The sequence below is a fragment of the Salinicola sp. CPA57 genome, from assembly GCF_003206035.1.
GTDB classification, from domain to species: Bacteria; Pseudomonadota; Gammaproteobacteria; order Pseudomonadales; family Halomonadaceae; genus Salinicola; species Salinicola socius.
The window spans coordinates 19403-40227 of the sequence record NZ_PZJR01000010.1 but is presented as its reverse complement, the minus strand read 5'-3'; the positions used below and the strand labels follow the sequence as shown (position 1 = coordinate 40227).

22 protein-coding genes are annotated in these 20825 nt (G+C 62.0%); 17 read left to right on the top strand and 5 right to left on the bottom strand.

Annotation, left to right across the window (positions count from 1 at the left end; all coding sequences use genetic code 11):
- Nucleotides 1–10: 10 nt before the first annotated feature.
- The 4 genes from hemL to DOM36_RS11765 all read right to left on the bottom strand — a co-directional run bounded on the left by hemL (nucleotide 11) and on the right by DOM36_RS11765 (nucleotide 4800).
- Complete coding sequence (gene hemL / locus DOM36_RS11780) at nucleotides 11–1300, bottom strand: glutamate-1-semialdehyde 2,1-aminomutase (RefSeq protein ID WP_110643195.1); 1290 nt, start codon at nucleotides 1298–1300, stop codon at nucleotides 11–13.
- 10 nt (nucleotides 1301–1310) lie between these two features.
- Entirely contained in the window at nucleotides 1311–1994 is a 684-nt protein-coding gene (gene thiE, locus DOM36_RS11775; RefSeq protein WP_232823808.1) for a thiamine phosphate synthase, read from the bottom strand.
- An 11-nt stretch (nucleotides 1995–2005) separates the two neighbouring features.
- Complete coding sequence (locus DOM36_RS11770; RefSeq protein WP_110643193.1) at nucleotides 2006–2833, bottom strand: hydroxymethylpyrimidine/phosphomethylpyrimidine kinase; 828 nt, start codon at nucleotides 2831–2833, stop codon at nucleotides 2006–2008.
- A gap of 197 nt (nucleotides 2834–3030) precedes the next feature.
- Nucleotides 3031–4800, bottom strand: coding sequence for a chloride channel protein (locus tag DOM36_RS11765; protein ID WP_075570124.1), 1770 nt, complete (start codon nucleotides 4798–4800; stop codon nucleotides 3031–3033).
- Between the two features lie 345 nt (nucleotides 4801–5145).
- Here DOM36_RS11765 and erpA point away from each other — a divergent pair, with 345 nt between their 5' ends.
- From erpA to DOM36_RS11745, 4 genes are all read left to right on the top strand, one after another.
- Nucleotides 5146–5499 (top strand): iron-sulfur cluster insertion protein ErpA, encoded by a 354-nt coding sequence (gene erpA, locus DOM36_RS11760; protein ID WP_075570046.1) that lies wholly within the window; start codon nucleotides 5146–5148, stop codon nucleotides 5497–5499.
- 208 nt (nucleotides 5500–5707) lie between these two features.
- A complete protein-coding gene (locus tag DOM36_RS11755) occupies nucleotides 5708–6481 on the top strand; it encodes a transporter substrate-binding domain-containing protein (RefSeq protein ID WP_075570045.1) in 774 nt (257 codons plus the stop codon).
- Nucleotides 6482–6620: 139 nt separating this feature from the next.
- Nucleotides 6621–7289 (top strand): amino acid ABC transporter permease, encoded by a 669-nt coding sequence (locus tag DOM36_RS11750; RefSeq protein ID WP_110643192.1) that lies wholly within the window; start codon nucleotides 6621–6623, stop codon nucleotides 7287–7289.
- Nucleotides 7286–8077, top strand: a complete 792-nt coding sequence (locus tag DOM36_RS11745; protein WP_075570043.1) for an amino acid ABC transporter ATP-binding protein — start codon at nucleotides 7286–7288, stop codon at nucleotides 8075–8077. Before DOM36_RS11750 ends, DOM36_RS11745 begins: the two co-directional genes overlap by 4 nt.
- Before the next feature lie 365 nt (nucleotides 8078–8442).
- Here DOM36_RS11745 and DOM36_RS20095 read toward each other — a convergent pair whose 3' ends face one another.
- Nucleotides 8443–8712, bottom strand: a complete 270-nt coding sequence (locus DOM36_RS20095) for a hypothetical protein (RefSeq protein ID WP_157958632.1) — start codon at nucleotides 8710–8712, stop codon at nucleotides 8443–8445.
- 291 nt (nucleotides 8713–9003) lie between these two features.
- On the opposite strand from DOM36_RS20095, the gene mnmG reads away from it, so the two are divergent.
- From mnmG to DOM36_RS11680, 13 genes are all read left to right on the top strand, one after another.
- Complete coding sequence (mnmG, locus tag DOM36_RS11740) at nucleotides 9004–10899, top strand: tRNA uridine-5-carboxymethylaminomethyl(34) synthesis enzyme MnmG (protein WP_075570042.1); 1896 nt, start codon at nucleotides 9004–9006, stop codon at nucleotides 10897–10899.
- A complete protein-coding gene (rsmG, locus tag DOM36_RS11735) occupies nucleotides 10896–11543 on the top strand; it encodes a 16S rRNA (guanine(527)-N(7))-methyltransferase RsmG (RefSeq protein ID WP_075570041.1) in 648 nt (215 codons plus the stop codon). Before mnmG ends, rsmG begins: the two co-directional genes overlap by 4 nt.
- A 126-nt stretch (nucleotides 11544–11669) precedes the next feature.
- A complete protein-coding gene (locus DOM36_RS11730; protein ID WP_075570040.1) occupies nucleotides 11670–12437 on the top strand; it encodes a ParA family protein in 768 nt (255 codons plus the stop codon).
- A gap of 28 nt (nucleotides 12438–12465) precedes the next feature.
- Nucleotides 12466–13380: a ParB/RepB/Spo0J family partition protein gene (locus tag DOM36_RS11725; RefSeq protein ID WP_075570039.1), complete on the top strand. Its 915-nt coding sequence runs from the start codon at nucleotides 12466–12468 to the stop codon at nucleotides 13378–13380.
- 233 nt (nucleotides 13381–13613) lie between these two features.
- On the top strand, nucleotides 13614–14024 hold the full coding sequence (locus tag DOM36_RS11720; protein WP_075570038.1) for a F0F1 ATP synthase subunit I: 411 nt from the start codon (nucleotides 13614–13616) through the stop codon (nucleotides 14022–14024).
- A gap of 3 nt (nucleotides 14025–14027) precedes the next feature.
- Nucleotides 14028–14894 (top strand): F0F1 ATP synthase subunit A, encoded by an 867-nt coding sequence (gene atpB, locus DOM36_RS11715; RefSeq protein ID WP_075570037.1) that lies wholly within the window; start codon nucleotides 14028–14030, stop codon nucleotides 14892–14894.
- 73 nt (nucleotides 14895–14967) lie between these two features.
- On the top strand, nucleotides 14968–15216 hold the full coding sequence (gene atpE, locus DOM36_RS11710; RefSeq protein WP_011508579.1) for a F0F1 ATP synthase subunit C: 249 nt from the start codon (nucleotides 14968–14970) through the stop codon (nucleotides 15214–15216).
- A gap of 68 nt (nucleotides 15217–15284) precedes the next feature.
- Nucleotides 15285–15755, top strand: a complete 471-nt coding sequence (locus DOM36_RS11705; RefSeq protein ID WP_075570036.1) for a F0F1 ATP synthase subunit B — start codon at nucleotides 15285–15287, stop codon at nucleotides 15753–15755.
- 11 nt (nucleotides 15756–15766) lie between these two features.
- On the top strand, nucleotides 15767–16309 hold the full coding sequence (locus DOM36_RS11700) for a F0F1 ATP synthase subunit delta (protein ID WP_075570035.1): 543 nt from the start codon (nucleotides 15767–15769) through the stop codon (nucleotides 16307–16309).
- A 16-nt stretch (nucleotides 16310–16325) separates the two neighbouring features.
- Entirely contained in the window at nucleotides 16326–17870 is a 1545-nt protein-coding gene (gene atpA / locus DOM36_RS11695; RefSeq protein ID WP_075570034.1) for a F0F1 ATP synthase subunit alpha, read from the top strand.
- 81 nt (nucleotides 17871–17951) lie between these two features.
- The gene (atpG, locus tag DOM36_RS11690; protein WP_075570033.1) at nucleotides 17952–18842 is read left to right on the top strand and encodes a F0F1 ATP synthase subunit gamma; all 891 of its coding nucleotides are present in this window, start codon (nucleotides 17952–17954) and stop codon (nucleotides 18840–18842) included.
- 117 nt (nucleotides 18843–18959) lie between these two features.
- Complete coding sequence (gene atpD, locus DOM36_RS11685; RefSeq protein ID WP_075570032.1) at nucleotides 18960–20351, top strand: F0F1 ATP synthase subunit beta; 1392 nt, start codon at nucleotides 18960–18962, stop codon at nucleotides 20349–20351.
- Nucleotides 20352–20378: 27 nt separating this feature from the next.
- A complete protein-coding gene (locus DOM36_RS11680) occupies nucleotides 20379–20804 on the top strand; it encodes a F0F1 ATP synthase subunit epsilon (protein ID WP_075570031.1) in 426 nt (141 codons plus the stop codon).
- Nucleotides 20805–20825 lie beyond the last annotated feature (21 nt).

The following is a 20825-nucleotide window of genomic DNA, read 5'->3' as shown; positions in this document are numbered from 1 at the left end:
CGTTCGTGTTTCATTGCTGACGCATGGCGGCGAACGCGCGTTCGCTGGCCAGTAAGGTCGTCTGAATATCGTCATGCGTGTGCGCGCTCGACATGAATCCGGCTTCGAACGCGGAAGGTGCCAGGTAAACGCCGGATTCCAGCATGTGCGCGAAGAAATCGCGAAAGGCCTGCGCGTCGCAGGCCATGGTCTGGGCGAAATTGTCGACCCGCTGCTGGGCGGTGAAGAATAGCCCGAACATGCCACCGGCACGCTGCGTGATCAAGTCGATACCGGCCTCGTGAGCCCTCGCCTCGAGGCCCGCGCACAGGGTTTCCACGCGAGTGGAGAGCGCCGCATGGAAACCGGGCTGGCGTATCTTGCCGAGCAGGGTGATACCCGCGGCCATGGCCAGCGGATTGCCCGATAGCGTGCCGGCCTGGTACACCGGACCGAGCGGCGAGATCTGCTCCATGATGTCGCGCTTGCCGCCGAAGGCGCCCACCGGCATGCCGCCACCGACGATCTTGCCCAGGCAGGTCAGATCCGGCGTGATGGCGTAATGCGCCTGGGCCCCGCCCAGTGCCACGCGGAAACCGGTCATGACCTCATCGAAGATCAGCACGCTGCCGTGGCCATCGCACACCTCGCGCAGCGCCTCCAGGAAGCCGGGCTGCGGCGGAATGCAGTTCATGTTGCCGGCGACCGGTTCGACGATGATACAGGCGATCTGCTCGCCCATGGCCTCGAAGCATTCGTGCACGGCTTCGATGTCGTTGTAGGCCAGCGTGATGGTGTGCTCCGCCAGCGAGGCAGGCACGCCGGGGGAACTGGGCTCGCCGTGAGTCAGCGCCCCGGAGCCCGCTTTCACCAGCAGCGAGTCTGAATGACCGTGATAGTTGCCTTCGAATTTGACGATCTTGTCGCGGCCGGTATAGCCGCGTGCCAGACGGATCGCCGACATCGTTGCCTCGGTGCCGGAATTGACCATTCGCACCATGTCGATGGAGGGAATGATGTCGCAGATCAGATCGGCCATGGTGGTCTCGATCGCCGTCGGCGTGCCGAAGGAGAGGCCGTTGTCCAGTCGCTCGCGAACCGCGTTCAATACCTCAGGATCGGCGTGACCGGTAATCATCGGTCCCCAGGAACCCACGTAGTCGATGTAGCGCTTGCCCTCGACGTCGAACAGATAAGCGCCTTGCGCACGCTCGACGAAGACCGGCGGCTGCAACATGCCCTTGAAGGCACGGACCGGGGAATTGACGCCGCCGGGAATATGTCGGCAGGCGCGTTCGAACAGTTCGGCGGATGTCGTCATGGTGTTCTCTCTAGCATGGATCGATGACAGATGTGCCATCGATGGCAGAATTCGAGTGGGATGCGTCGGCAACAATGCCATTGAGCTCACGCACCGCCCGGGCGATATCCGGCATACCGAAAATAGCATGGACCACCGCCAGCATCTCGGCACCCGCGGCGCGAGCCCGACCCGCGGTGGTGGCGTCGATACCGCCGATCGCCACTCGGGGTAGCCCCAACGGCGCTGCCGCATCGAGTATCGTCAACGACGCCGGCGGCGCCCCCGGTTTGGTTCGCGAGGCGAAAAAACGCCCGAACGCCAGATAACTGGCACCGGCGTCGGCCGCCGCATTCGCCAGGGCCAAGGCGTCATGACAGGTGGCACCGATGATGGCACCTTCGCCCAGACGGTGTCTCGCGGTCGCCAACGACACGTCATCCTGCCCGACATGCAGGCCGATGATCTCGCCCCAGCGCTGCTGCAGTCGCAACGCCAGTTCGAGGTCATCGTTGACGATCAACGGCACCGCATGGCGTTGGCAGAGCGCCGCCAGCGCATCCCCCTGGCGCCAACGACGGTCCGCGTCCGAGGACTTGTCGCGATACTGCAACAGCACGATACCGGCTTCCAGCGCCGTTTCGCAGGCCCCGAGCAGGGTTCGATCATCCGGCAGCAGGTGGTTGTCGGTGATCGCGTAAAGTCCCTGATTCATAAGCCGTTGCATCATTCCAGCGTGGCATCGAAGTCGGGCGCACGCCAGACCCGGTCCGGCAGGTACTGGCCCTGACCCAGCGCCAGACCGTTGTCGAGAGTATCCCAGGTAAATCGCTGAGCCTGGGCACAGGCCGCGGCCAGCCCTTCGCCAACGGCCAGCCGAGTGGCCAGCGCCGATGCCAGCGTGCATCCCGAGCCATGATAGTCGGCTGGCAACCGGGGCCACTGCCACTGACGATTGAGCTCCGGGGTATGCAAGGTATGCACCACGTTACCCGACATCGACTCATCGTCCAGCGGGTCGGTGCCGGTGACCAGCACGGCAGCGCAACCCAGTGACATCACCTCGACCACCTTCGCCACTTCGTCGGTATCGCCGATGGCGGCAAGCAGCGTCAACTCGCGTCGATTGGGCGTCAGGATATCCACAAGGGGTAGCAGACGAAGACGAATGGGTTCGAGCAATCCGGGTGTGGATAACTCGGAGCCACCGCCGCTCTGGAGAACCGGGTCGACGATCAACGGCGTGCCCGGACTCATGCGCGCGACATCGATCACCGCCTCCAGCACCTCGAGATTGGGAATCAGCCCGACCTTGATCGCGGCAATGCGGAAATCGTCGAACAGGGCTCGCGCAGCCCGACGAATGAAATCCCCACGGGAAGGCTCGACGCTGATCACGTCGCGGGTCGACTGCACGGTCATCGCGGTAGGCACGGTCACCGGCCAGCCGCCGCAACCTCGAACGGCCTCGGCATCCGCGACCAGTCCCGCACCGCCAGTGGGGTCGTGGCCTGCCAGAACCATTACCACGGGCTTGTCGGCATAGCGAATCATGCTCCCCTCCCCGGGACGTCTGTCTCCGCCAGGGGCCTTGTGGCGAGGTAGCCGGTCATTTCTCGCATGGAAGCTCTCCTCGTCGATCGCTCGGTATGACGTCCGGTTCGGCCTGCAGAGTCGCTGCACGACGTGCATTCGGACGTCGCATCTGTGCGGCTGGAGCGTTGACGTCGATATCAACGCTTACGTCTATATCAACGCTTACGTCGATAATAGTTCTCGATCGCCTCGCGAGTGATGATACCGGAAATCTTGCGGATCATCGGCGCCGTGGTGTGCTCGACGTAGAGCGCGTCGAGGCCGGATTCATTGAGCGTGTCGTAGGCCTCGGATAGCGTCGCTTCCAGATGAACCGGCGCCAGATCGAGGCGCTGACCCGGAACCTCCTCGAGATCGATCTGCTCGTGCTCGGCAAGCCATGCGTCGTCGTGCAGCACCCGTGCCAGATGGGCGGCCTTCATCGCCAGCGGCGGCTTGTCCTTGCCCTCCTGGATGATCACCAGCCAGGTCGGCTTGGAATCGAGCAGCGCCTTGGCCCGGTCGTGATCGATGACTCGCGGTGTACGCACCAGATTGCGCTCCATCACGGCCGGCACGGCGACTCGTGACAGCGCCTGCATCAATGGCTGCTGCAGCGGGTGAAGTCCCTGCTGATTGAGGCTGGACAGGAAAAATCCCTGGCAACGACAGAGCTGACGCGCCGTGAGTACCGCCACCACCACCGCCAGCATGCCGGGGAGCATGATCGCCGAATTACGGGTCAGTTCCAGCAGCGCCAGCAACGCGGCCAACGGTGCCTGCAATGCCGCTCCCATCATCGCGGCCATGCCGAGCACGGCATACAGGTCCGGCGTCGTGACCACGCTTGGCAGCAGCGTTCCGCCGATCATCCCCATCACCGCCCCCACGGCGGCGCCGGAGACCAGCATCGGTCCGATCACGCCCACCGGCACGCCGCCCGCCATGCAGAGCCCGGTCAGCGCCAGCTTGCCCACCGCCAGCACCAGCAGCACATCCAGCGCCATCGGTCCGTTGAGCATCTGTTCCAGGCTGTCGTAGCCGATACCCTGAACCTGGGGATACCACCACGCCACGGCGCCGGTCAGCAGACCGATGATCGCCAGGCGCAGGGCAAAAGGAATCCGAACGATCGCTGGATGCCCCCGCGAAAGACGAACGAATCCGCCGGCCAGCATGCCCACCACCAGCGCGGTCAGCACGATCCAGGGCAGATCCAGCAGCGAGTTGAGCTGCAGCGGCGGCACGCTGAACGCCGGCTCGGCCCCGTAGACCGCCCACGAGACCAGCGCACCCATGGTGGCGGCGAGAATCACCGGCAGGAATCCGGCAATGGTGTATTCCATCATCACCACTTCCATGGCGAAGATGACGCCGGCGATCGGGGTATTGAACGAGGCAGAAATGCCCGCCGCGGTACCGCACGCCACCAGCACGCGAAGACTGTTATGAGGCAGACGCAGGCGCGATCCGATCCAGCTCGAGGCCGCCGAACCGAGATGGATCGCCGGCCCTTCACGCCCGGCCGACAGCCCACCGATCACCGAGATCACCCCGACCCACCACTGATTGATCCAGTTGCGCAGCGGCATCTTGCCCTGATGGTAGGCCAGCCGCTCGATGACATGGCCGATTCCCATCTTCAGCGCGCGGCTGGGTTGCGGCCATAGCCAGATACCGATCAGGGTGACGGCGACCAGCGGCAATGCCGCACGAAACGCGGGCGACAGGGTCTCGAAGGCTTCCGGATTGTCGCCGGGGATGAAAAACAGCGCGCCGAATTCCAGCAACAGCCGGAAGACGACCATGACGGTGCCGGTCAGAATACCGGCAAGAATACCCAGCAGGCACAGCTGCGGCATGGCATCGACGCTCGCCAGCTGACGCCGAAAGCGTTCGAGGCTGGGACGTCGGGGGATGAACCGCGGCACGCGTGACAAACCCATCTCCTTGCCCGATCCGGATCGCTCGTCTTTCGTGCGCGATACATCGCCATGTCGTCCTTCGTGCACGACAGCCATCCAGACGGATAGCCATACCGTTCGAGCGGTTAACGGGAATGTCATCATACACCGATCGGGGTCGGGCGTTGCCAGGCGGGACTGGCAAGACGGGAACGCAGGAACGATGAAAACGGCACTACCGAAACGACACTCGCCGTCAGGCAAGCGATTAGTTGACCCTTTTACTCGGTATTAACGATAATGGTCGCCAACCGGGTGGATTTCCGCCCCATGTCATTTTCGACAGATCGGTCGCATTCCAGGGCCGGCACGCACGGGAGCGTGACGATGAGCACAGTGGAGTCTTTCGCTCCAACCCCGATGTTCTTCACCGACGCCGCCGCCAGGCGGGTCAAGGCATTGATTGCCGAAGAGAACAATTCGAGCCTCAAGCTGCGGGTCTACGTCACCGGCGGTGGCTGTTCGGGATTTCAGTACGGCTTCGATCTCGGCGACCAAGCCGCCGAAGACGACACCGTGATCGACAACGACGGCGTCAGCCTGGTGGTGGACTCGCTCTCCTACCAGTATCTGGTCGGCTCGACGGTGGATTTCGAAGAAGGCCTGGCCGGGGCCAGATTCATCATCAAGAATCCCAACGCCCAGTCCACCTGTGGCTGCGGGGCCTCGTTCTCGGTCTAGGCACTGTCTGAAAACTGCCTGAGTTCGCCCATACGGGGTTAAAAATCAGCGTCAACGAGGGGTAAATGCGCCTCTCGAGTCGGTTGCCGACGCGATCTGGCCGGGCGCAGGCATTGTCGAACGAAACCTAGGTCGACTTGACGTTCAGTAACAAGATTCCTCAAGGTAGTCGTCGATTGTCCTAATCGATCAGAGATCTGAGGAACTTATGAAAAACAACATCACCCTGAGCCATTGGCTCGCCATTCCCGCCCTCGCCCTCTCCCTGGGCGCTTCGAGCCTGGCCTTTGCCCAGGACACCACGCTCAAGGCCGTCACCGATCCCAGCTTCGTGCCGTTCGAAATGATGGATCAGGACAGTGGCGAGATGGTCGGCTTCGATATGGACATCCTCCACGAGATCGCCGACCGCGCCGGCTTCAAGGTCGACCTCAACACCATGGACTTCAACGGCATCATCCCGGCGGTGCAGACCGGCAACGTCGATCTGGCCATTGCCGGCATCACCATCACCGACGAACGTCAGGAGATCGTCGATTTCAGCGATCCCTACTACGATTCCGGTCTTCGCATTCTGGTATCCGATGGCAGCGACGTCGCCTCGCTGGATGATCTCGAAGGCAAGCGCATCGCCACCAAGATCGGTTCCACCAGCTACGACTACCTGCAGGAGAAGCTGGGCGACGACGCCGAGATCACGCCATACCCGGGCAGCTCCGACATGTACATGGCTCTGATGGGCGGTAGTGCCGATGCCGTCTTCTACGATGCGCCCAACGTCGGCTACTTTGCCCAGACCAAGGGCCAGGGCAAGGTCAAGACCGTCGGCCCGCTGTATGAAGGCCAGCAGTACGGTATCGCCTTCGCCAAGGGCAGCGAATGGGTCGAGCCTGCCAACAAGGCGCTGGAAGCCATGCACGAGGATGGCACCTACGACGAGATCCACGAGAAGTGGTTCGGCGCGGCGCCGGACGCCGAATGATCGATCATGTCTGATCGGGGGCCGGCGCCATCAGCGTCGGCCCCTGATGTTTTTGGATACCTTGACGGCAAAAACCGTCATGAAAGACCTCGGCGCGCGGCACTGAGGTCTTTGCTCTCGTTGCCAACGGAGACACCTCGTGGAGTTCAACTTCCAGTTCGACTGGCAGGCGGCGATCGACTCGCTGCCTTTTCTTCTCAAGGGCCTGCCCTACACCCTGCTCATCTCCTTCGCCGGCCTGGCCATCGGCTTTGTCGTCGGCATCGTCTTCGGATTGATGCGGATCAGCCCGACACGCTGGCTGCGATTCCCCGCCGTGGTCTATATCGAAGTATTCCGCGGTACGCCGGTGCTGGTCCAGGTGCTGTTCATCTTCTATGGCCTGCCCACGCTGCTCGGTGGCCCCATCAACGCGCTGACCGCCGGTATCGCGGCCATTGCACTCAATGCCGGCGCCTACATCTCCGAAATCGTGCGCGGTGGCGTACAGTCGATCGAGCGTGGCCAGCGCGAAGCCGGCCTGTCGCTGGGGCTGTCCCCGCCCCAGACCTTTCGCTACGTGATCTGGCCACAGGCGCTGCGCCGCATGATCCCGGCACTCGGCAATCAAGGCATCGTCAGCATCAAGGATACCTCGCTGTTCTCGGTGATCGGCGTCGGTGAGCTGGTACGCCAGGGTCAGGTCTATATCGCCAATACCTTCACCGCGCTGGAGGTCTATTTCATGATCGCGCTGCTCTATCTGGCGATCACTCTGAGTCTGTCACTGGCTCTGAGTCTGCTCGAACGCAAGGGGTTGGTGGGATGAACGATCGCGTAAGCAACCAGGGCACCGCTCAGACGGCCGAGGCATCGCCGATCGTGCGGCTCGACAGGGTCAACAAGCACTTCGGTAACCTGCACGTGATGAAGGAGATCGATCTCAGCGTCGCCCAGGGCGAGGTGGTCGTGATCATCGGTGCCAGCGGCTCGGGAAAATCGACGCTGATTCGCTGCGTCAACGGACTCGAGCCGTTCCAGTCCGGCCGCATCGAGGTCGACGGCAAGACGCTGATGCCCAATGGCGCCAGCGGCAAATCGCTGCAGGCCGTGCGCACCGAAGTCGGCATGGTGTTCCAACAGTTCAATCTGTTCCCGCATCTGTCGATCCGCGACAACGTCACCCTGGCGCCCCGCAAGGTCCGTGGCATGACGCGTCAGCAGGCCGAGGTCACCGCCGACAAGCTACTCGAAAGGGTCGGCATCTCCGATCAGGCCGACAAGTATCCGACGCAGCTCTCCGGGGGCCAGCAGCAGCGCGTGGCGCTCGCCAGGGCGCTGGCGATGGAGCCGCGGCTGATGCTGTTCGACGAGCCGACCTCGGCGCTGGATCCGGAGATGATCGGCGAGGTTCTCGACGCCATGCGCGAACTGGTCAATGACGGCATGACCATGATGATCGTCACCCACGAGATGGGCTTTGCCCGGGAAGTCGCCGACCGCGTGGTCTTCGTGCATGAAGGCCAGATCGTCGAACAGGGGCCGCCCGATCGACTGTTCGATCAGCCCCAGCATGAACGCACTCAAGCGTTCCTCTCACGGGTTCTCAAGCACTAATCGATTAACCGGGCCGTGCGCGGCTTGAGGGTTCTCTTCAAGCCGCCTGCCCGCTGTACGCTGTACGCTGTACGCTGTTTGATGGATCGATCCTTCCATCGAGTTCCGCGAATACCTATTTGACGACCGAGTCACGACCGCTGCCTGCTCGCCGCAACGCTGCCTGTCTCGCTTCTCGCGCTCGCCTTTCCCTGGCGCTTTTCTCAGCGCCGTCCCCTGATGTCGGTCGCCCTTCCGTTCCGTTTGCAGTCCGATTCGGACTCGAACCATTTTCCGTTCACATTTCCGTCTTTTCCTTCGACTGTCCGACTCGCCGTTCTTCATCGATTGGGCCGATTCTGGACCTTCCAGCCAACCCGGGATGCTCATTCCCGCTTTCCAGAACCAGAAAATCCGTTCGGAAAGATCGATATTTGTCGTTTCAGGTTATCCAGAACGGCTTTTTCTGCCTGTGGATAGTTTTTTTGACGATCTTGCTGCAGCCCCGACTCACGCGACGCTGGCGAACGATCGGGGGGGGTGTTGACCACCGCGGTAACAGGTAACGTACGCAGCGGTGGATAACACGTGTGCAGACCGGGCTGTGCACAAAGCGAGCGTCTGTCCACAGGAATCAACGCCTCTGTCAGCAGCATGCCCCATGCTTGTCAAGCAATCGAATAACAATGCAAGCTTTCGGAATCTATAGAGTATTTCGACTTATCCACTGAAAATGTCCACACCATTAGTTACTACCACAACAGAACTTCTTTATATATTTCTCATTTATTAATAATGACTCTGTCGACCAGTGGCTCACAGCCAATCGGGTGTGGAAAACCCCTGACGGTTACCCACAGGAGGTTTATACTGGGCGGCTTTTCGAGATCCATTCCCTGTCGGGTGCCAGTTCGAGCTAATCGTTTCAGCACCTCGTGAGGTAAAACGTGGAATATCCAGACCGTTTTCAGGTCATCGTGATCGGCGGTGGTCACGCTGGCACCGAAGCCGCTCTGGCAGCGGCCCGCGGCGGCGCCCGCACCCTGCTGTTGACGCACAACATCGAGACGCTGGGCCAGATGTCCTGCAACCCCGCCATCGGCGGGATCGGCAAGAGCCATCTGGTCAAGGAGATCGACGCCCTGGGTGGCGCCATGGCTCAGGCAACCGATCTGGCCGGTATCCAGTTTCGCGTGCTCAATTCACGCAAGGGACCGGCGGTTCGTGCCACTCGAGCCCAGGCCGATCGGGTTCGTTACAAGGCCGCCATTCGCGGCATGCTGGAAAACCAGCCCAATCTCACGCTGTTCCAGCAGGGTGTCGACGATCTGGTTGTGGAAAACGAGACCGTCGTTGGCGTCAGGACCCAGACCGGGATTCGCTTCATGGCGGATACCGTGGTGCTGTGCACGGGAACTTTCCTGGGTGGCGTGATCCACATCGGACTGGATCATCATGCGGGTGGCAGAGCCGGCGATCCGCCGGCCAATGCGCTGGCAAACCGGCTGCGGGCAATGCCGTTCCGGGTCGATCGGCTGAAGACCGGGACGCCGCCGCGGATCGATGCCAAGAGCGTCGATTTCTCCAAGCTCGAACGCCAGCCTGGCGATACGCCTTTGCCGGTGATGTCGTATCTGGGCAGCCGCGACCAGCATCCGCGTCAGGTCGATTGCCATATCGCCCATACCAACGAACGCACCCACGAGATCATCTTCGCCAATCTCGACCGTTCGCCGATGTATTCCGGCGTGATCGAAGGCGTCGGGCCGCGTTACTGCCCGTCGATCGAGGACAAGGTTCACCGCTTTGCCGACAAGACCAGCCATCAGGTCTTCGTCGAGCCGGAGGGCCTGGATACCCACGAGCTTTACCCGAACGGGATTTCCACGTCGCTGCCGTTCGACGTCCAGCTGCAGGTCGTGCGTTCGATCGTCGGTCTGGAAAATGCCCATATCACGCGGCCCGGCTATGCCATCGAATACGATTATTTCGATCCGCGCGATCTCAAGCACTCGCTGGAAACCAAATTTATCCACAACCTGTTTTTCGCCGGTCAGATCAATGGCACCACAGGCTACGAGGAAGCCGGTGCCCAGGGGCTGCTGGCGGGACTCAACGCCGCTCGGCGGGCGCTGGGTGAGGATGCCTGGTGGCCGCGCCGCGACGAGGCCTATCTCGGTGTGCTGGTCGACGATCTGATCACCATGGGCACGCAGGAGCCCTATCGGATGTTCACCTCGCGCGCCGAATATCGCCTGCTGCTGCGCGAGGACAACGCCGATCTGCGGCTGACGCCGACCGGTCGCGAACTGGGTCTGGTCGACGATCATCGCTGGTCGGCCTTCGCCACCAAGCGAGACAGGATCGAGCAGGAGAGCGCGCGACTGCGTTCGACCTGGATTCAGCCGAAGACGCCGGCAGGAGAGCGCGTGGCCGAGAAGCTCGGCCAGCCGCTGTCGCATGAGTACAGCCTGATGGAGCTGCTCAAGCGTCCCGAGCTTACCTACGCCGAAGTGGCATCGCTCAAGGGCGAGCCCGTCAGCGAGGAACCGGTTGCCGAACAGGTCCAGATCGAAGCCAAGTACGAGGGTTATATCGCGCGTCAGCAGGATGAGATCGACCGCCTGCGGCGCCACGAAGCGACACCGCTGCCGGCATCGCTGGATTATGCCAAGGTCGATGGGCTCTCCAACGAGATCCGTCAGAAGTTCGAACAGGTGCGACCGCAGACGCTCGGTCAGGCCGGGCGGATTTCCGGCGTGACCCCGGCTGCCGTCTCGATTCTGCTGATCCACCTCAAGAAGCGGCGGCTGATCGACGACAGCCAGGCATTGCGCGCATGACGCCGATCTGCGAACGCCTGCTGGACGAGGGTCTGGCGACGCTGAACGTCGATGTCGAGCGCCAGCAGCGTGAGCGGTTGCTTGCGCTGCTCGCGCTGTTGCACAAGTGGAATCGCGCCTATAACCTCACCGCAGTGCGCTCGCCCGAGGCGATGGTCAGCCGCCATCTGCTGGACAGTGCCAGCGTCGCGTTTGCGGTAACAGGGCCCACCTTGCTGGACGTGGGTGCCGGGCCGGGTTTTCCGGGCCTGGTGTTGGCGATTCTCGACCCCGAACTTCAGGTCACGCTGCTGGACAGCAATGGCAAGAAAGTCCGTTTCCAGCGTCAGGCGGTAATGGAACTGGGGCTCGACAACGTGCGCTGCGAGCAGGTTCGGGTCGAATCTTTCGATGCCTCGTTCGATCAGATCATCTCGCGCGCTTTCGCGGCACTCGGCGACTTCATCGGACTCACCGAGCCGTTGCTGGCCAGAGGCGGTGAGTGGCTGGCGATGAAAGGGGGGCTCGAAGCCCGCGAGCTCGAATCGCTGCCGGCCGCCGTCGTGGTCCATCAACGGCTCGCGTTGGCGGTACCCGGTGTCGATGACGTCGAACGTCAGTTGCTTCGCCTCGGGCGGGTCGATGATGCGGAGTATCGGCAGTAGGCTCGGCTTGGCACGCTCGTCACCCGCAAAGGGGTGATGAACCGCGGCGGCGTCGACGCCATGCCGGATTAGCGCTAGCGGATCGCTCGCGATCCACAGGATCAGTCTCGACGAAGGGAGTCGCCAGTGACCAGAATCATCGCATTGACCAATCAGAAGGGCGGCGTGGGCAAGACCACGACCGCGGTCAATCTGGCGGCTTGCCTGGCGGCACTCGATCGCCGCGTGCTGCTGATCGATCTCGATCCGCAGGGCCATGCCACCATGGGCAGTGGCGTCGACAAGCATGATCTCGACGGCAGCGTGCTTGATGTGCTGCTTGGCGACAAGAGCGCCGCCGAGGTGATCGTCGACTGCGCCGTGGCCGGTTACGCGCTGTTGCCGGGCAACGGCGATCTGACCGCCGCCGAGGTCGATCTGCTCGATCGCGATGGCCGCGAGCGGGTGCTGCAGAGCGCGATCGAAAGCGTCGCCGACGATTACGACGTGGTCATGATCGACTGCCCGCCCTCGCTCAACATGTTGACGGTCAACGCCCTGACTGCCGCTCATGGGGTGCTGATTCCGGTGCAGTGCGAGTTCTATGCGCTCGAAGGGCTGTCGGCGCTGCTCGATACCGTCGAACAGATTCAGGAGAGCGTGAATCCTGCGCTCGAGATCTTCGGCATCGTGCGAACCATGTACGACCCGCGCAACAGCCTGACTCGAGACGTCAGCAAGCAGCTCGGTCAGTATTTCGGCGATTCCCTGCTCAAGACCACCATCCCGCGCAACGTTCGCGTGGCGGAAGCGCCCAGTCACGGCGTGCCGGTGACCAAGTATGCGCGACTCTCGCGCGGCAGCCAGGCGCATCGCGTACTGGCCAAGGAACTGATTCGCCGGCTGGCGCTGTAATGACGATGACTGCTGCGAGGAACACCCCATGACGACGCGCAAACGCCCCCTGGGTCGCGGCCTCGATGCCTTGATCGGTTCCAGTGCCCGTCGCCGCGACAGCCTGTCGTCGGAAGCCGGTTCGACGACGCCGTCACCTGCCCAGGTTCCCCCGGAATCCCAAGCTGCCGAAGAGCGGCTCGAACGCCTGCCATTGCGTCAGTTGACTCGAGGCAAGTATCAGCCGCGACGCGATATCCAGCCCGAAGCGCTGGAAGAACTGGCCGATTCGATCCGGGCGCAGGGCGTCATGCAGCCGATCGTGGTGCGACAAATTGGCGCAGAGCGTTACGAGATCATCGCCGGCGAAAGGCGCTGGCGAGCGTCGCAGCTGGCCGAGCTCGAGACGATCCCGGCGGTCATCCGCGACGTCAGCGACGAGGTCGCATTGGCGCTGGCCCTGATCGAAAACATCCAGCGCGAGAATCTCAATCCGGTCGAAGAGTCGATGGCGCTCAAGCGTCTTCTCGACGAGTTCGAACTGACCCAGCAGCAGGTCGCCGACGCAGTGGGGCGGTCGCGTGCCCAGGTCGCCAACCTGCTGCGCCTGCTGGCGCTGGATCCGCAGGTGCTGACCCTGCTCGAACGCGGTGACCTGGATATGGGGCACGCCCGCGCCCTGCTCAGCCTGCCGGCCCCCAAGCAGCGCCATGCCGCGCATGAAGTCGTGGCCCGAGAACTCACCGTTCGCCAGACCGAGGCACTGGTCAAGCAGATTGCCAGCGGCCAGAACCGGGCTGAAGGCAAGCGGCCGCCGGCGGATGTCGGACGGCTCGAGAATCGCCTGGCCGATCTGCTCGGTGCGCCGGTCAAGATTCATCACAACTCGTCCGGCAAAGGGCGCGTCACCATTCGTTACACCAGTCTCGACGAGTTGGATGGCATACTCGGCCACATTCGTTGAATCACCACTGACCGTTGGCGTTTCGAGCTGTCAAAACATTTAGCGCGTTAACGGAATTTACGCGCTTTTCGTGATCGTTTGCTCGAAAAGACGCTTCAGTTCGGTGCAGGTTCGGTTGAAGCGACATGACCGCTTCTCTATAATCCGCCGAGATTTGCCTGGCTGACGCCAAACGCAGACATCGAATTAGCAACGACAAGAACGTTCCAGGAATCAACGGCGAGACCGACGCCATGCAACCAGCGGCACCGGCCAAGCTTCCAAGACCGCGAATCGCGGGGTTGATCCTGTTACAGTGCGGCGTGGTGATGGGGCTGACCCTCATCGGCTGGGGTGTCTGGGATCGAGGAACGGCGTTTTCCGCCGTGACCGGTGGCCTTGTTGCCGCTATCCCCAACGCCTTCTTTGCCTGGCGTGCCTTTCGCTATCAGGGTGCGGCGCAGGCCAGATACATCGTCAAGAGTTTCTACCACGCCGAGGCCGGCAAGTTCGGTTTGACGGCGGTACTGTTCACGCTGGTGTTCGTGGCCGTGCCCCCCTCAAACCCCGCTTTCTTCTTTGGCGCTTATGTGGTGACGCTGCTGGCGCATTGGATGGGGCCTTTGCTCCTGCGCCGTCCGTCACACATTCAATCTCGAGGCTGAACCATGGCTGGCAACAACATGACGAGTACGGAGTACATCCAGCACCATTTGCAGAACATGACGTTCGGTCTGCATCCGGAGAGTGGCTGGTCGATGGCTCATTCCGCTGCCGATGCCAAGGCGATGGGGTTCTGGGCCATCCACGTCGATACCATGTTGTGGTCGATCGGACTCGGGGTCGTATTCCTGTGGCTGTTCCGCTCGGTAGCCAAGCGTGCCTCCACCGGTGTTCCTACCGGGCTGCAGAACTTCGTCGAGATGATGGTCGAATTCGTCGACGGCTCCGTGCGCGAGACGTTCCACGGCAAGAGCCGCCTGATCGCGCCGCTGTCGCTGACGATCTTCTGCTGGATCTTCCTGATGAACATCATGGATCTGGTGCCGGTGGACTTTCTGCCGATGCTGGCGCAGAAAGTCGGTGCCTGGTTCGGCGCCGATCCGGCGCATGTCTATTTCAAGGTCGTGCCGACTACCGACATCAACGCCACGCTTGGCATGTCGCTGTCGGTTTTCGCACTGATTCTCTTCTATTCCATTCGTTCCAAGGGCCTGTCCGGTTTTATCGCGGAGTTGACGCTGCACCCGTTCAATACGCCCAACAAATTCGCCCAGATCTTGTTGATTCCGGTCAATTTACTGCTTGAACTCGTTACCTTGTTGGCCAAACCGGTTTCGCTGGCGTTGCGACTGTTCGGCAACCTCTATGCCGGCGAACTGATCTTCATCCTGATAGCCATGGTCGGACTGTGGCAGCTCCCGCTGCACTTCCCGTGGGCGGTGTTCCACATCCTGATCATCACGCTGCAGGCCTTCATCTTCATGATGCTCACCATCGTCTACCTGAGTATGGCGACGGAAGAGCAGCATTGAGTAGCGTTTCCCGTTAACCCCTGACCCTTGTAAAACTCGACTGAGCAAGACTCGACTGAAACTGGAGAGAACCATGGAAGCACAAGTTCTGGGCATGACCGCAATTGCCGTTTCTCTGCTGATCGGCCTGGGTGCCCTCGGCACCGCCATCGGCTTCGGTATCCTCGGTGGCAAATTCCTGGAAGGCGCTGCGCGTCAGCCGGAAATGATTCCGCAGCTGCAGGTCAAGATGTTCATCGTCGCCGGCCTGCTCGACGCCGTGACCATGATCGGTGTCGGTATCGCTCTGTTCTTCACCTTCGCCAATCCGTTTGTCGGTTAACGTCGCCTCCCGGCCCGCGTGGCCTCCGGTGACCCTAACCCCAAACCCGTGACGCGAGAGGTGCTGGCGTGAATCTGAACCTTACACTGATTGGTCAGGCCATTGCCTTTGCAGTCTTCGTCTGGTTCTGCATGAAGTATGTATGGCCGCCGGTCATGCAGGCCCTGCAGGAACGACAGAAGAAGATTGCCGATGGACTGGATGCAGCCAGCCGTGCGACCCGTGATCTCGAACTGGCTCAGGAAAAAGCCGACGAGACACTGCGGGAAAGCAAGGAGCAGGCGCAGCAGATCCTGGAACAGGCCAACAAGCGGGCCAATCAGATCGTCGAAGAAGCCCGTGACAACGCACGAGCCGAAGGCGAGCGCCTCATTGCAGGCGCTCGCAGCGAAATCGATCAGGAGATCAATCGCGCGAAGGAAGAGCTGCGTGCCCAGGTGTCGCTGCTGGCCGTGGCCGGCGCCGAGCGCATCCTGGAGTCCTCCATCGACGAAGCCAAGCATCGTGAGCTCGTCGACAAGCTCGCTGCCGAGCTCTAAGGAGGCGCACCATGGCTGAATCGTCTACCGTCGCTCGACCCTACGCCAAAGCGGCGTTCGAGTTCGCGCGCGATCAAAAGGCGCTCCAAGCGTGGTCCCAGAGTCTGTCGCTGGTTGCCCAGGTGGCCGGTGACATCGATGTCCGTGAACGCATTCTCGGCAACCCGCGGCTGACGGCTGACGACAAGACGCGTCTGCTGCTGGAAGTCTGCGGTGACGAACCCTTCGACGAGGGAGTAGGGAACTTCCTGCACCTCGTCGGCGAAAAGGGACGTCTGGCTGCGTTGCCTGACATCTATGACGAGTTCGAGGCGCTGCGCGCCCAGGAAGAGAAGCGGGTCGATGTCACCATCGTTTCCGCCTTCGAACTGGATGACGCGCAGCAGAACGTCCTCGTCGAGGCTCTGAAGAAGCGCCTGAATCGTGAAATCTCCATTACCACTCAAGTGGACCGCGAGCTGCTAGGCGGCGTGATCCTGCGTACCGGCGACACCGTCATCGACGGGTCGGTACGCGGTCGATTGCAACGTCTGCGCGAAGCGCTCACCGCTTGAGTTCGAGGGACATGGCATGCAGCAACTGAATCCTTCCGAGATCAGCGACATCATCAAACAGCGTATCGAAAAGCTGGATGTCGCGTCCGAAGCCCGTAATCAGGGCACCGTCGTCAGCGTCGCTGACGGCATCGTTCGCATCCACGGCCTGGCCGATGCGATGCTGGGCGAAATGATCGAGTTTCCCGGTGGCGTCTTCGGCATGGCGCTCAACCTCGAGCGCGACAGCGTCGGCGCCGTGGTCCTGGGCGACTATCTGGAGCTCGAAGAGGGCATGACCGCGCAGTGTACCGGTCGTATCCTCGAAGTTCCGGTAGGCCCGGAGCTGATCGGCCGTGTGGTCGATGCGCTGGGTAATCCGATCGACGGCAAGGGCGACATCGACACCAAGATGACCGATGCGATCGAGAAAGTCGCACCGGGCGTCATCACGCGTCAATCCGTCGACCAGCCGATCCAGACCGGCCTCAAGTCGATCGACGCCATGGTGCCGATCGGCCGCGGTCAGCGCGAGCTGATCATCGGCGACCGCCAGATCGGCAAGTCCGCGGTGGCGCTCGACGCGATCATCAACCAGAAGGGCAAGGGCGTCACCTGTATCTACGTCGCCATTGGCCAGAAGCAGTCGACCATCGCCAACGTGGTGCGCAAGCTCGAACAGCACGGCGCCATGGAGCACACCATCGTGGTGGCCGCCGGCGCTGCCGATCCGGCCTCGATGCAGTATCTGGCGCCGTATGCCGGCTGCACCATGGGCGAGTATTTCCGCGACCGCGGCGAAGACGCGATGATCGTCTACGACGACCTTTCCAAGCAGGCCGTCGCCTATCGTCAGATCTCGCTGCTGCTGCGTCGTCCGCCGGGTCGTGAAGCCTATCCGGGTGATGTGTTCTATCTCCACTCGCGTCTGCTCGAGCGTGCGGCCCGCGTCAATCCCGACTATGTCGAGAAGTTCACCAATGGTGAAGTGAAAGGCAAGACCGGTTCGCTGACCGCCCTGCCGATCATCGAGACCCAGGGTGGCGACGTCTCCGCGTTCGTTCCGACCAACGTGATCTCGATCACCGACGGTCAGATCTTTCTCGAGACCAGCCTGTTCAACTCCGGCATCCGTCCGGCGATCAACGCCGGTCTGTCGGTATCGCGTGTCGGTGGTTCGGCGCAGACCAAGATCATCAAGAAGCTGGGTGGCGGTGTCCGTCTGGCCCTCGCCCAGTATCGCGAGCTGGCGGCGTTCTCGCAGTTCGCGTCCGATCTCGACGAGGCGACCCGCAAGCAGCTCGAGCACGGTCAGCGCGTTACCGAACTGATGAAGCAGAAACAGTACTCGCCGTTGTCCGTGGCCGAGATGGGCGTCACGCTTTACGCCGCCAACGAAGGCTTCCTGGACGATGTCGCGGTCGACAAGGTGCTGGACTTCGAACGTGCGCTGCACGACTACATGAAGTCCGAGCACGCCGATCTGCTCGACAAGATCAACCAGAGCGGCGGCTACGACGACGAGATCCAGAAAGGTCTCAAGTCGGGTCTCGAGTCGTTCAAGTCCACTCAGACCTGGTAAGCGGCGCGACCCGTTCTTTCGCGATGCGATGTGAGCGGGTCGCCGTGCTCGACTGAGTGGCATGAATCAGGGTGATCCGAGATGGCAGCTGGAAAAGAGATCAAGTCCCAGATTGGGAGCATCAAGAACACGCAGAAAATCACCAGCGCCATGGAAATGGTCGCTGCGTCGAAAATGCGTCGGGCTCAGGAGCGCATGGCGGCCAGTCAGCCCTATGCCAAACTGATCCGCCGGGTGGTCGGCCACGTCGCCAAGGCCAACCCGGAATACCGTCACGACTACATGATCGAGCGCGACGTCAAGCGCGTCGGTTATATCGTCGTTTCCAGTGACCGCGGGTTGGCCGGCGGCTTGAACGTCAACATGTTCAAGGCGGTGGTCAAGCATGCGCGGGACTGGGACCAGAAGGGCGTCGGTGCTGACTTCGCGGCCATCGGCAGCAAGGCCGGTGGTTTCTTTCGCAAGCGCGGTGGCAATCTGCTGGCAGCCAAGAAAGGTCTCGGCGATGCGCCGGAAGCCCAGGATCTGGTCGGTAGCGTCAAGGTGATGCTCGACGCCTTCGATGAAGGCAGTCTGGATCGGCTTTACGTGGTGTACAACGAATTCGTCAACACCATGAGCCAGAAACCCGTCGTGCGTCAGTTGCTGCCTCTCGAGGCAGTCGCGGACGAGGGCGACGGGGAAGAACAACCGAGTCCCGGTGATACGCACAAGAGCTGGGACTACCTGTATGAGCCGGATGCCAAGACCCTGCTCGACCATCTGCTGGTTCGCTACGTCGAATCCCAGGTGTATCAGGCCGTGGTGGAGAACGCGGCCTGTGAGCAGGCCGCGCGCATGATCGCGATGAAGAACGCGACCGACAACGCCGGCGATCTGATTGACGATCTTCAACTGGTGTACAACAAGGCGCGTCAGGCGGCCATTACCCAGGAAATTTCGGAAATCGTCGGTGGTGCCGCTGCGGTATGACGACCTCGTCGCCCGAGCGGCGGCGGTCTCGAGTACGGCTTGGCCAGGCGTTGCGCGAATGAAGTCACTTCACGCGGCGTCGTACAGGTTTCATTTGCAGGTATACGAGGAACCACTATGAGCGGACGTATCGTACAAATCATCGGCGCGGTGGTTGACGTAGAATTTCCGCGGGACAACGTTCCCAAGGTCTACGACGCGCTGACGGTCTCGGGTAGAGAGGCCGTTCTCGAAGTGCAACAGCAGCTCGGCGACGGCGTGGTTCGCGCCATCGTCATGGGCTCCAGTGAAGGGCTTCAGCGTGGCATCGAGGTGGTGAACACCGGTGCTGCCATCTCCGTGCCGGTCGGCACGCAGACGCTGGGCCGTATCATGAACGTGCTGGGCGAGCCGATCGACGAAGCCGGCCCCATTGGTGGAGACGGGGGCGCCGATGCCGTGCGCATGCCGATTCACCGTCAGGCGCCCGGCTACGCGGATCAGGCCGCTTCCAGCGATCTGCTGGAGACCGGCATCAAGGTCATCGACCTGGTCTGCCCGTTCGCCAAGGGCGGCAAGGTCGGTCTGTTCGGCGGTGCCGGTGTCGGCAAGACCGTCAACATGATGGAACTGATCCGTAACATCGCCACCGAGCACAGCGGTTATTCCGTGTTCGCCGGTGTCGGCGAGCGTACTCGTGAAGGTAACGACTTCTATCACGAGATGAAGGAGTCCAACGTTCTCGACAAGGTCGCGCTGGTCTACGGCCAGATGAACGAGCCGCCGGGCAACCGTCTGCGTGTCGCCCTGACCGGTTTGACCATCGCCGAGAACTTCCGTGACGAAGGTCGCGACGTGCTGCTGTTCGTCGACAACATCTACCGCTATACCCTGGCCGGTACCGAAGTGTCGGCGCTGCTGGGTCGTATGCCGTCGGCGGTAGGCTATCAGCCGACGCTGGCGGAAGAGATGGGCGCCCTGCAGGAGCGCATCACCTCGACCAAGACCGGCTCGATCACTTCCGTCCAGGCCGTCTACGTGCCGGCGGATGACTTGACCGACCCGTCGCCGGCGACCACCTTCGCCCACCTGGATTCGACCGTGACGCTGTCGCGTTCGATCGCCGAGCTGGGGATCTACCCGGCCGTCGATCCACTCGACTCCACCTCGCGTCAGCTGGATCCGCTGGTCGTCGGTGACGAGCACTACAACACCGCCCGCGGTGTCCAGAACGTGCTCCAGCGCTACAAGGAACTCAAGGACATCATCGCCATCCTGGGGATGGACGAGCTGTCCGACGAGGACAAGCTGGCCGTGGCACGAGCGCGTAAGATCCAGCGCTTCCTGTCGCAGCCGTTCTTCGTCGCCGAGGTCTTCACCGGCGCGCCCGGCAAGTACGTGTCGCTGCAGGAAACCATTCGTGGCTTCCAGGGCATTCTCAACGGCGACTACGACGACATGCCGGAACAGGCCTTCTACATGGTCGGCACCATCGACGAAGCCGTCGAGAAAGCCAAGAACATGAAGTAAGCCTGCAGACTCCCGGGAGATATCGCTATGGCCACATTTCAGTGTGACATCGTCAGTGCCGAGAAGGAGATCTTCTCGGGCAGCGTCGAGCAGCTTATCGCTGCCGGCGTGGCCGGCGATCTGGGTATCCTGCGCGGTCACGCGCCGCTGCTGACCGAGCTCAAGCCCGGTCCGGTGCGCGTGATTCAGGAAAACGGTGAAGAAGAGCTCTACTACGTCACCGGCGGCTTCCTCGAGGTGCAGCCGGACGTGGTCTCGGTGCTGGCGGATACCGCCACCCGAGCCAGCGATCTCGATGAAGCGGAAGCCGAGCAGGCACGTCAGCATGCGCTGGCCTCGCTCAACGAGAAGCAGACCGAGCTCGACTACGCGCGAGCCTCGGCGGAGCTTGCCGAAGCCACCGCTCAGCTGCGCACGCTGCAGCAATTGCGTCGCAAGGGCGGTCGCGGCTAACGGCATCGCCGTGCAAGACCC

What these genes read in the sequence shown, in the direction of transcription:
- hemL (WP_110643195.1), bottom strand. Translation starts at nt 1,300, where the DNA reads ATGACGACATCCGCCGAACTGTTCGAACGCGCCTGCCGACATATTCCC.
- thiE (WP_232823808.1), bottom strand. Translation starts at nt 1,994, where the DNA reads ATGAATCAGGGACTTTACGCGATCACCGACAACCACCTGCTGCCGGAT.
- DOM36_RS11770 (WP_110643193.1), bottom strand. Translation starts at nt 2,833, where the DNA reads ATGATTCGCTATGCCGACAAGCCCGTGGTAATGGTTCTGGCAGGCCAC.
- DOM36_RS11765 (WP_075570124.1), bottom strand. Translation starts at nt 4,800, where the DNA reads ATGGGTTTGTCACGCGTGCCGCGGTTCATCCCCCGACGTCCCAGCCTC.
- erpA (WP_075570046.1), top strand. Translation starts at nt 5,146, where the DNA reads ATGAGCACAGTGGAGTCTTTCGCTCCAACCCCGATGTTCTTCACCGAC.
- DOM36_RS11755 (WP_075570045.1), top strand. Translation starts at nt 5,708, where the DNA reads ATGAAAAACAACATCACCCTGAGCCATTGGCTCGCCATTCCCGCCCTC.
- DOM36_RS11745 (WP_075570043.1), top strand. Translation starts at nt 7,286, where the DNA reads ATGAACGATCGCGTAAGCAACCAGGGCACCGCTCAGACGGCCGAGGCA.
- DOM36_RS20095 (WP_157958632.1), bottom strand. Translation starts at nt 8,712, where the DNA reads ATGCTGCTGACAGAGGCGTTGATTCCTGTGGACAGACGCTCGCTTTGT.
- rsmG (WP_075570041.1), top strand. Translation starts at nt 10,896, where the DNA reads ATGACGCCGATCTGCGAACGCCTGCTGGACGAGGGTCTGGCGACGCTG.
- DOM36_RS11725 (WP_075570039.1), top strand. Translation starts at nt 12,466, where the DNA reads ATGACGACGCGCAAACGCCCCCTGGGTCGCGGCCTCGATGCCTTGATC.
- DOM36_RS11720 (WP_075570038.1), top strand. Translation starts at nt 13,614, where the DNA reads ATGCAACCAGCGGCACCGGCCAAGCTTCCAAGACCGCGAATCGCGGGG.
- atpB (WP_075570037.1), top strand. Translation starts at nt 14,028, where the DNA reads ATGGCTGGCAACAACATGACGAGTACGGAGTACATCCAGCACCATTTG.
- atpE (WP_011508579.1), top strand. Translation starts at nt 14,968, where the DNA reads ATGGAAGCACAAGTTCTGGGCATGACCGCAATTGCCGTTTCTCTGCTG.
- DOM36_RS11700 (WP_075570035.1), top strand. Translation starts at nt 15,767, where the DNA reads ATGGCTGAATCGTCTACCGTCGCTCGACCCTACGCCAAAGCGGCGTTC.
- atpA (WP_075570034.1), top strand. Translation starts at nt 16,326, where the DNA reads ATGCAGCAACTGAATCCTTCCGAGATCAGCGACATCATCAAACAGCGT.
- atpG (WP_075570033.1), top strand. Translation starts at nt 17,952, where the DNA reads ATGGCAGCTGGAAAAGAGATCAAGTCCCAGATTGGGAGCATCAAGAAC.
- atpD (WP_075570032.1), top strand. Translation starts at nt 18,960, where the DNA reads ATGAGCGGACGTATCGTACAAATCATCGGCGCGGTGGTTGACGTAGAA.
- DOM36_RS11680 (WP_075570031.1), top strand. Translation starts at nt 20,379, where the DNA reads ATGGCCACATTTCAGTGTGACATCGTCAGTGCCGAGAAGGAGATCTTC.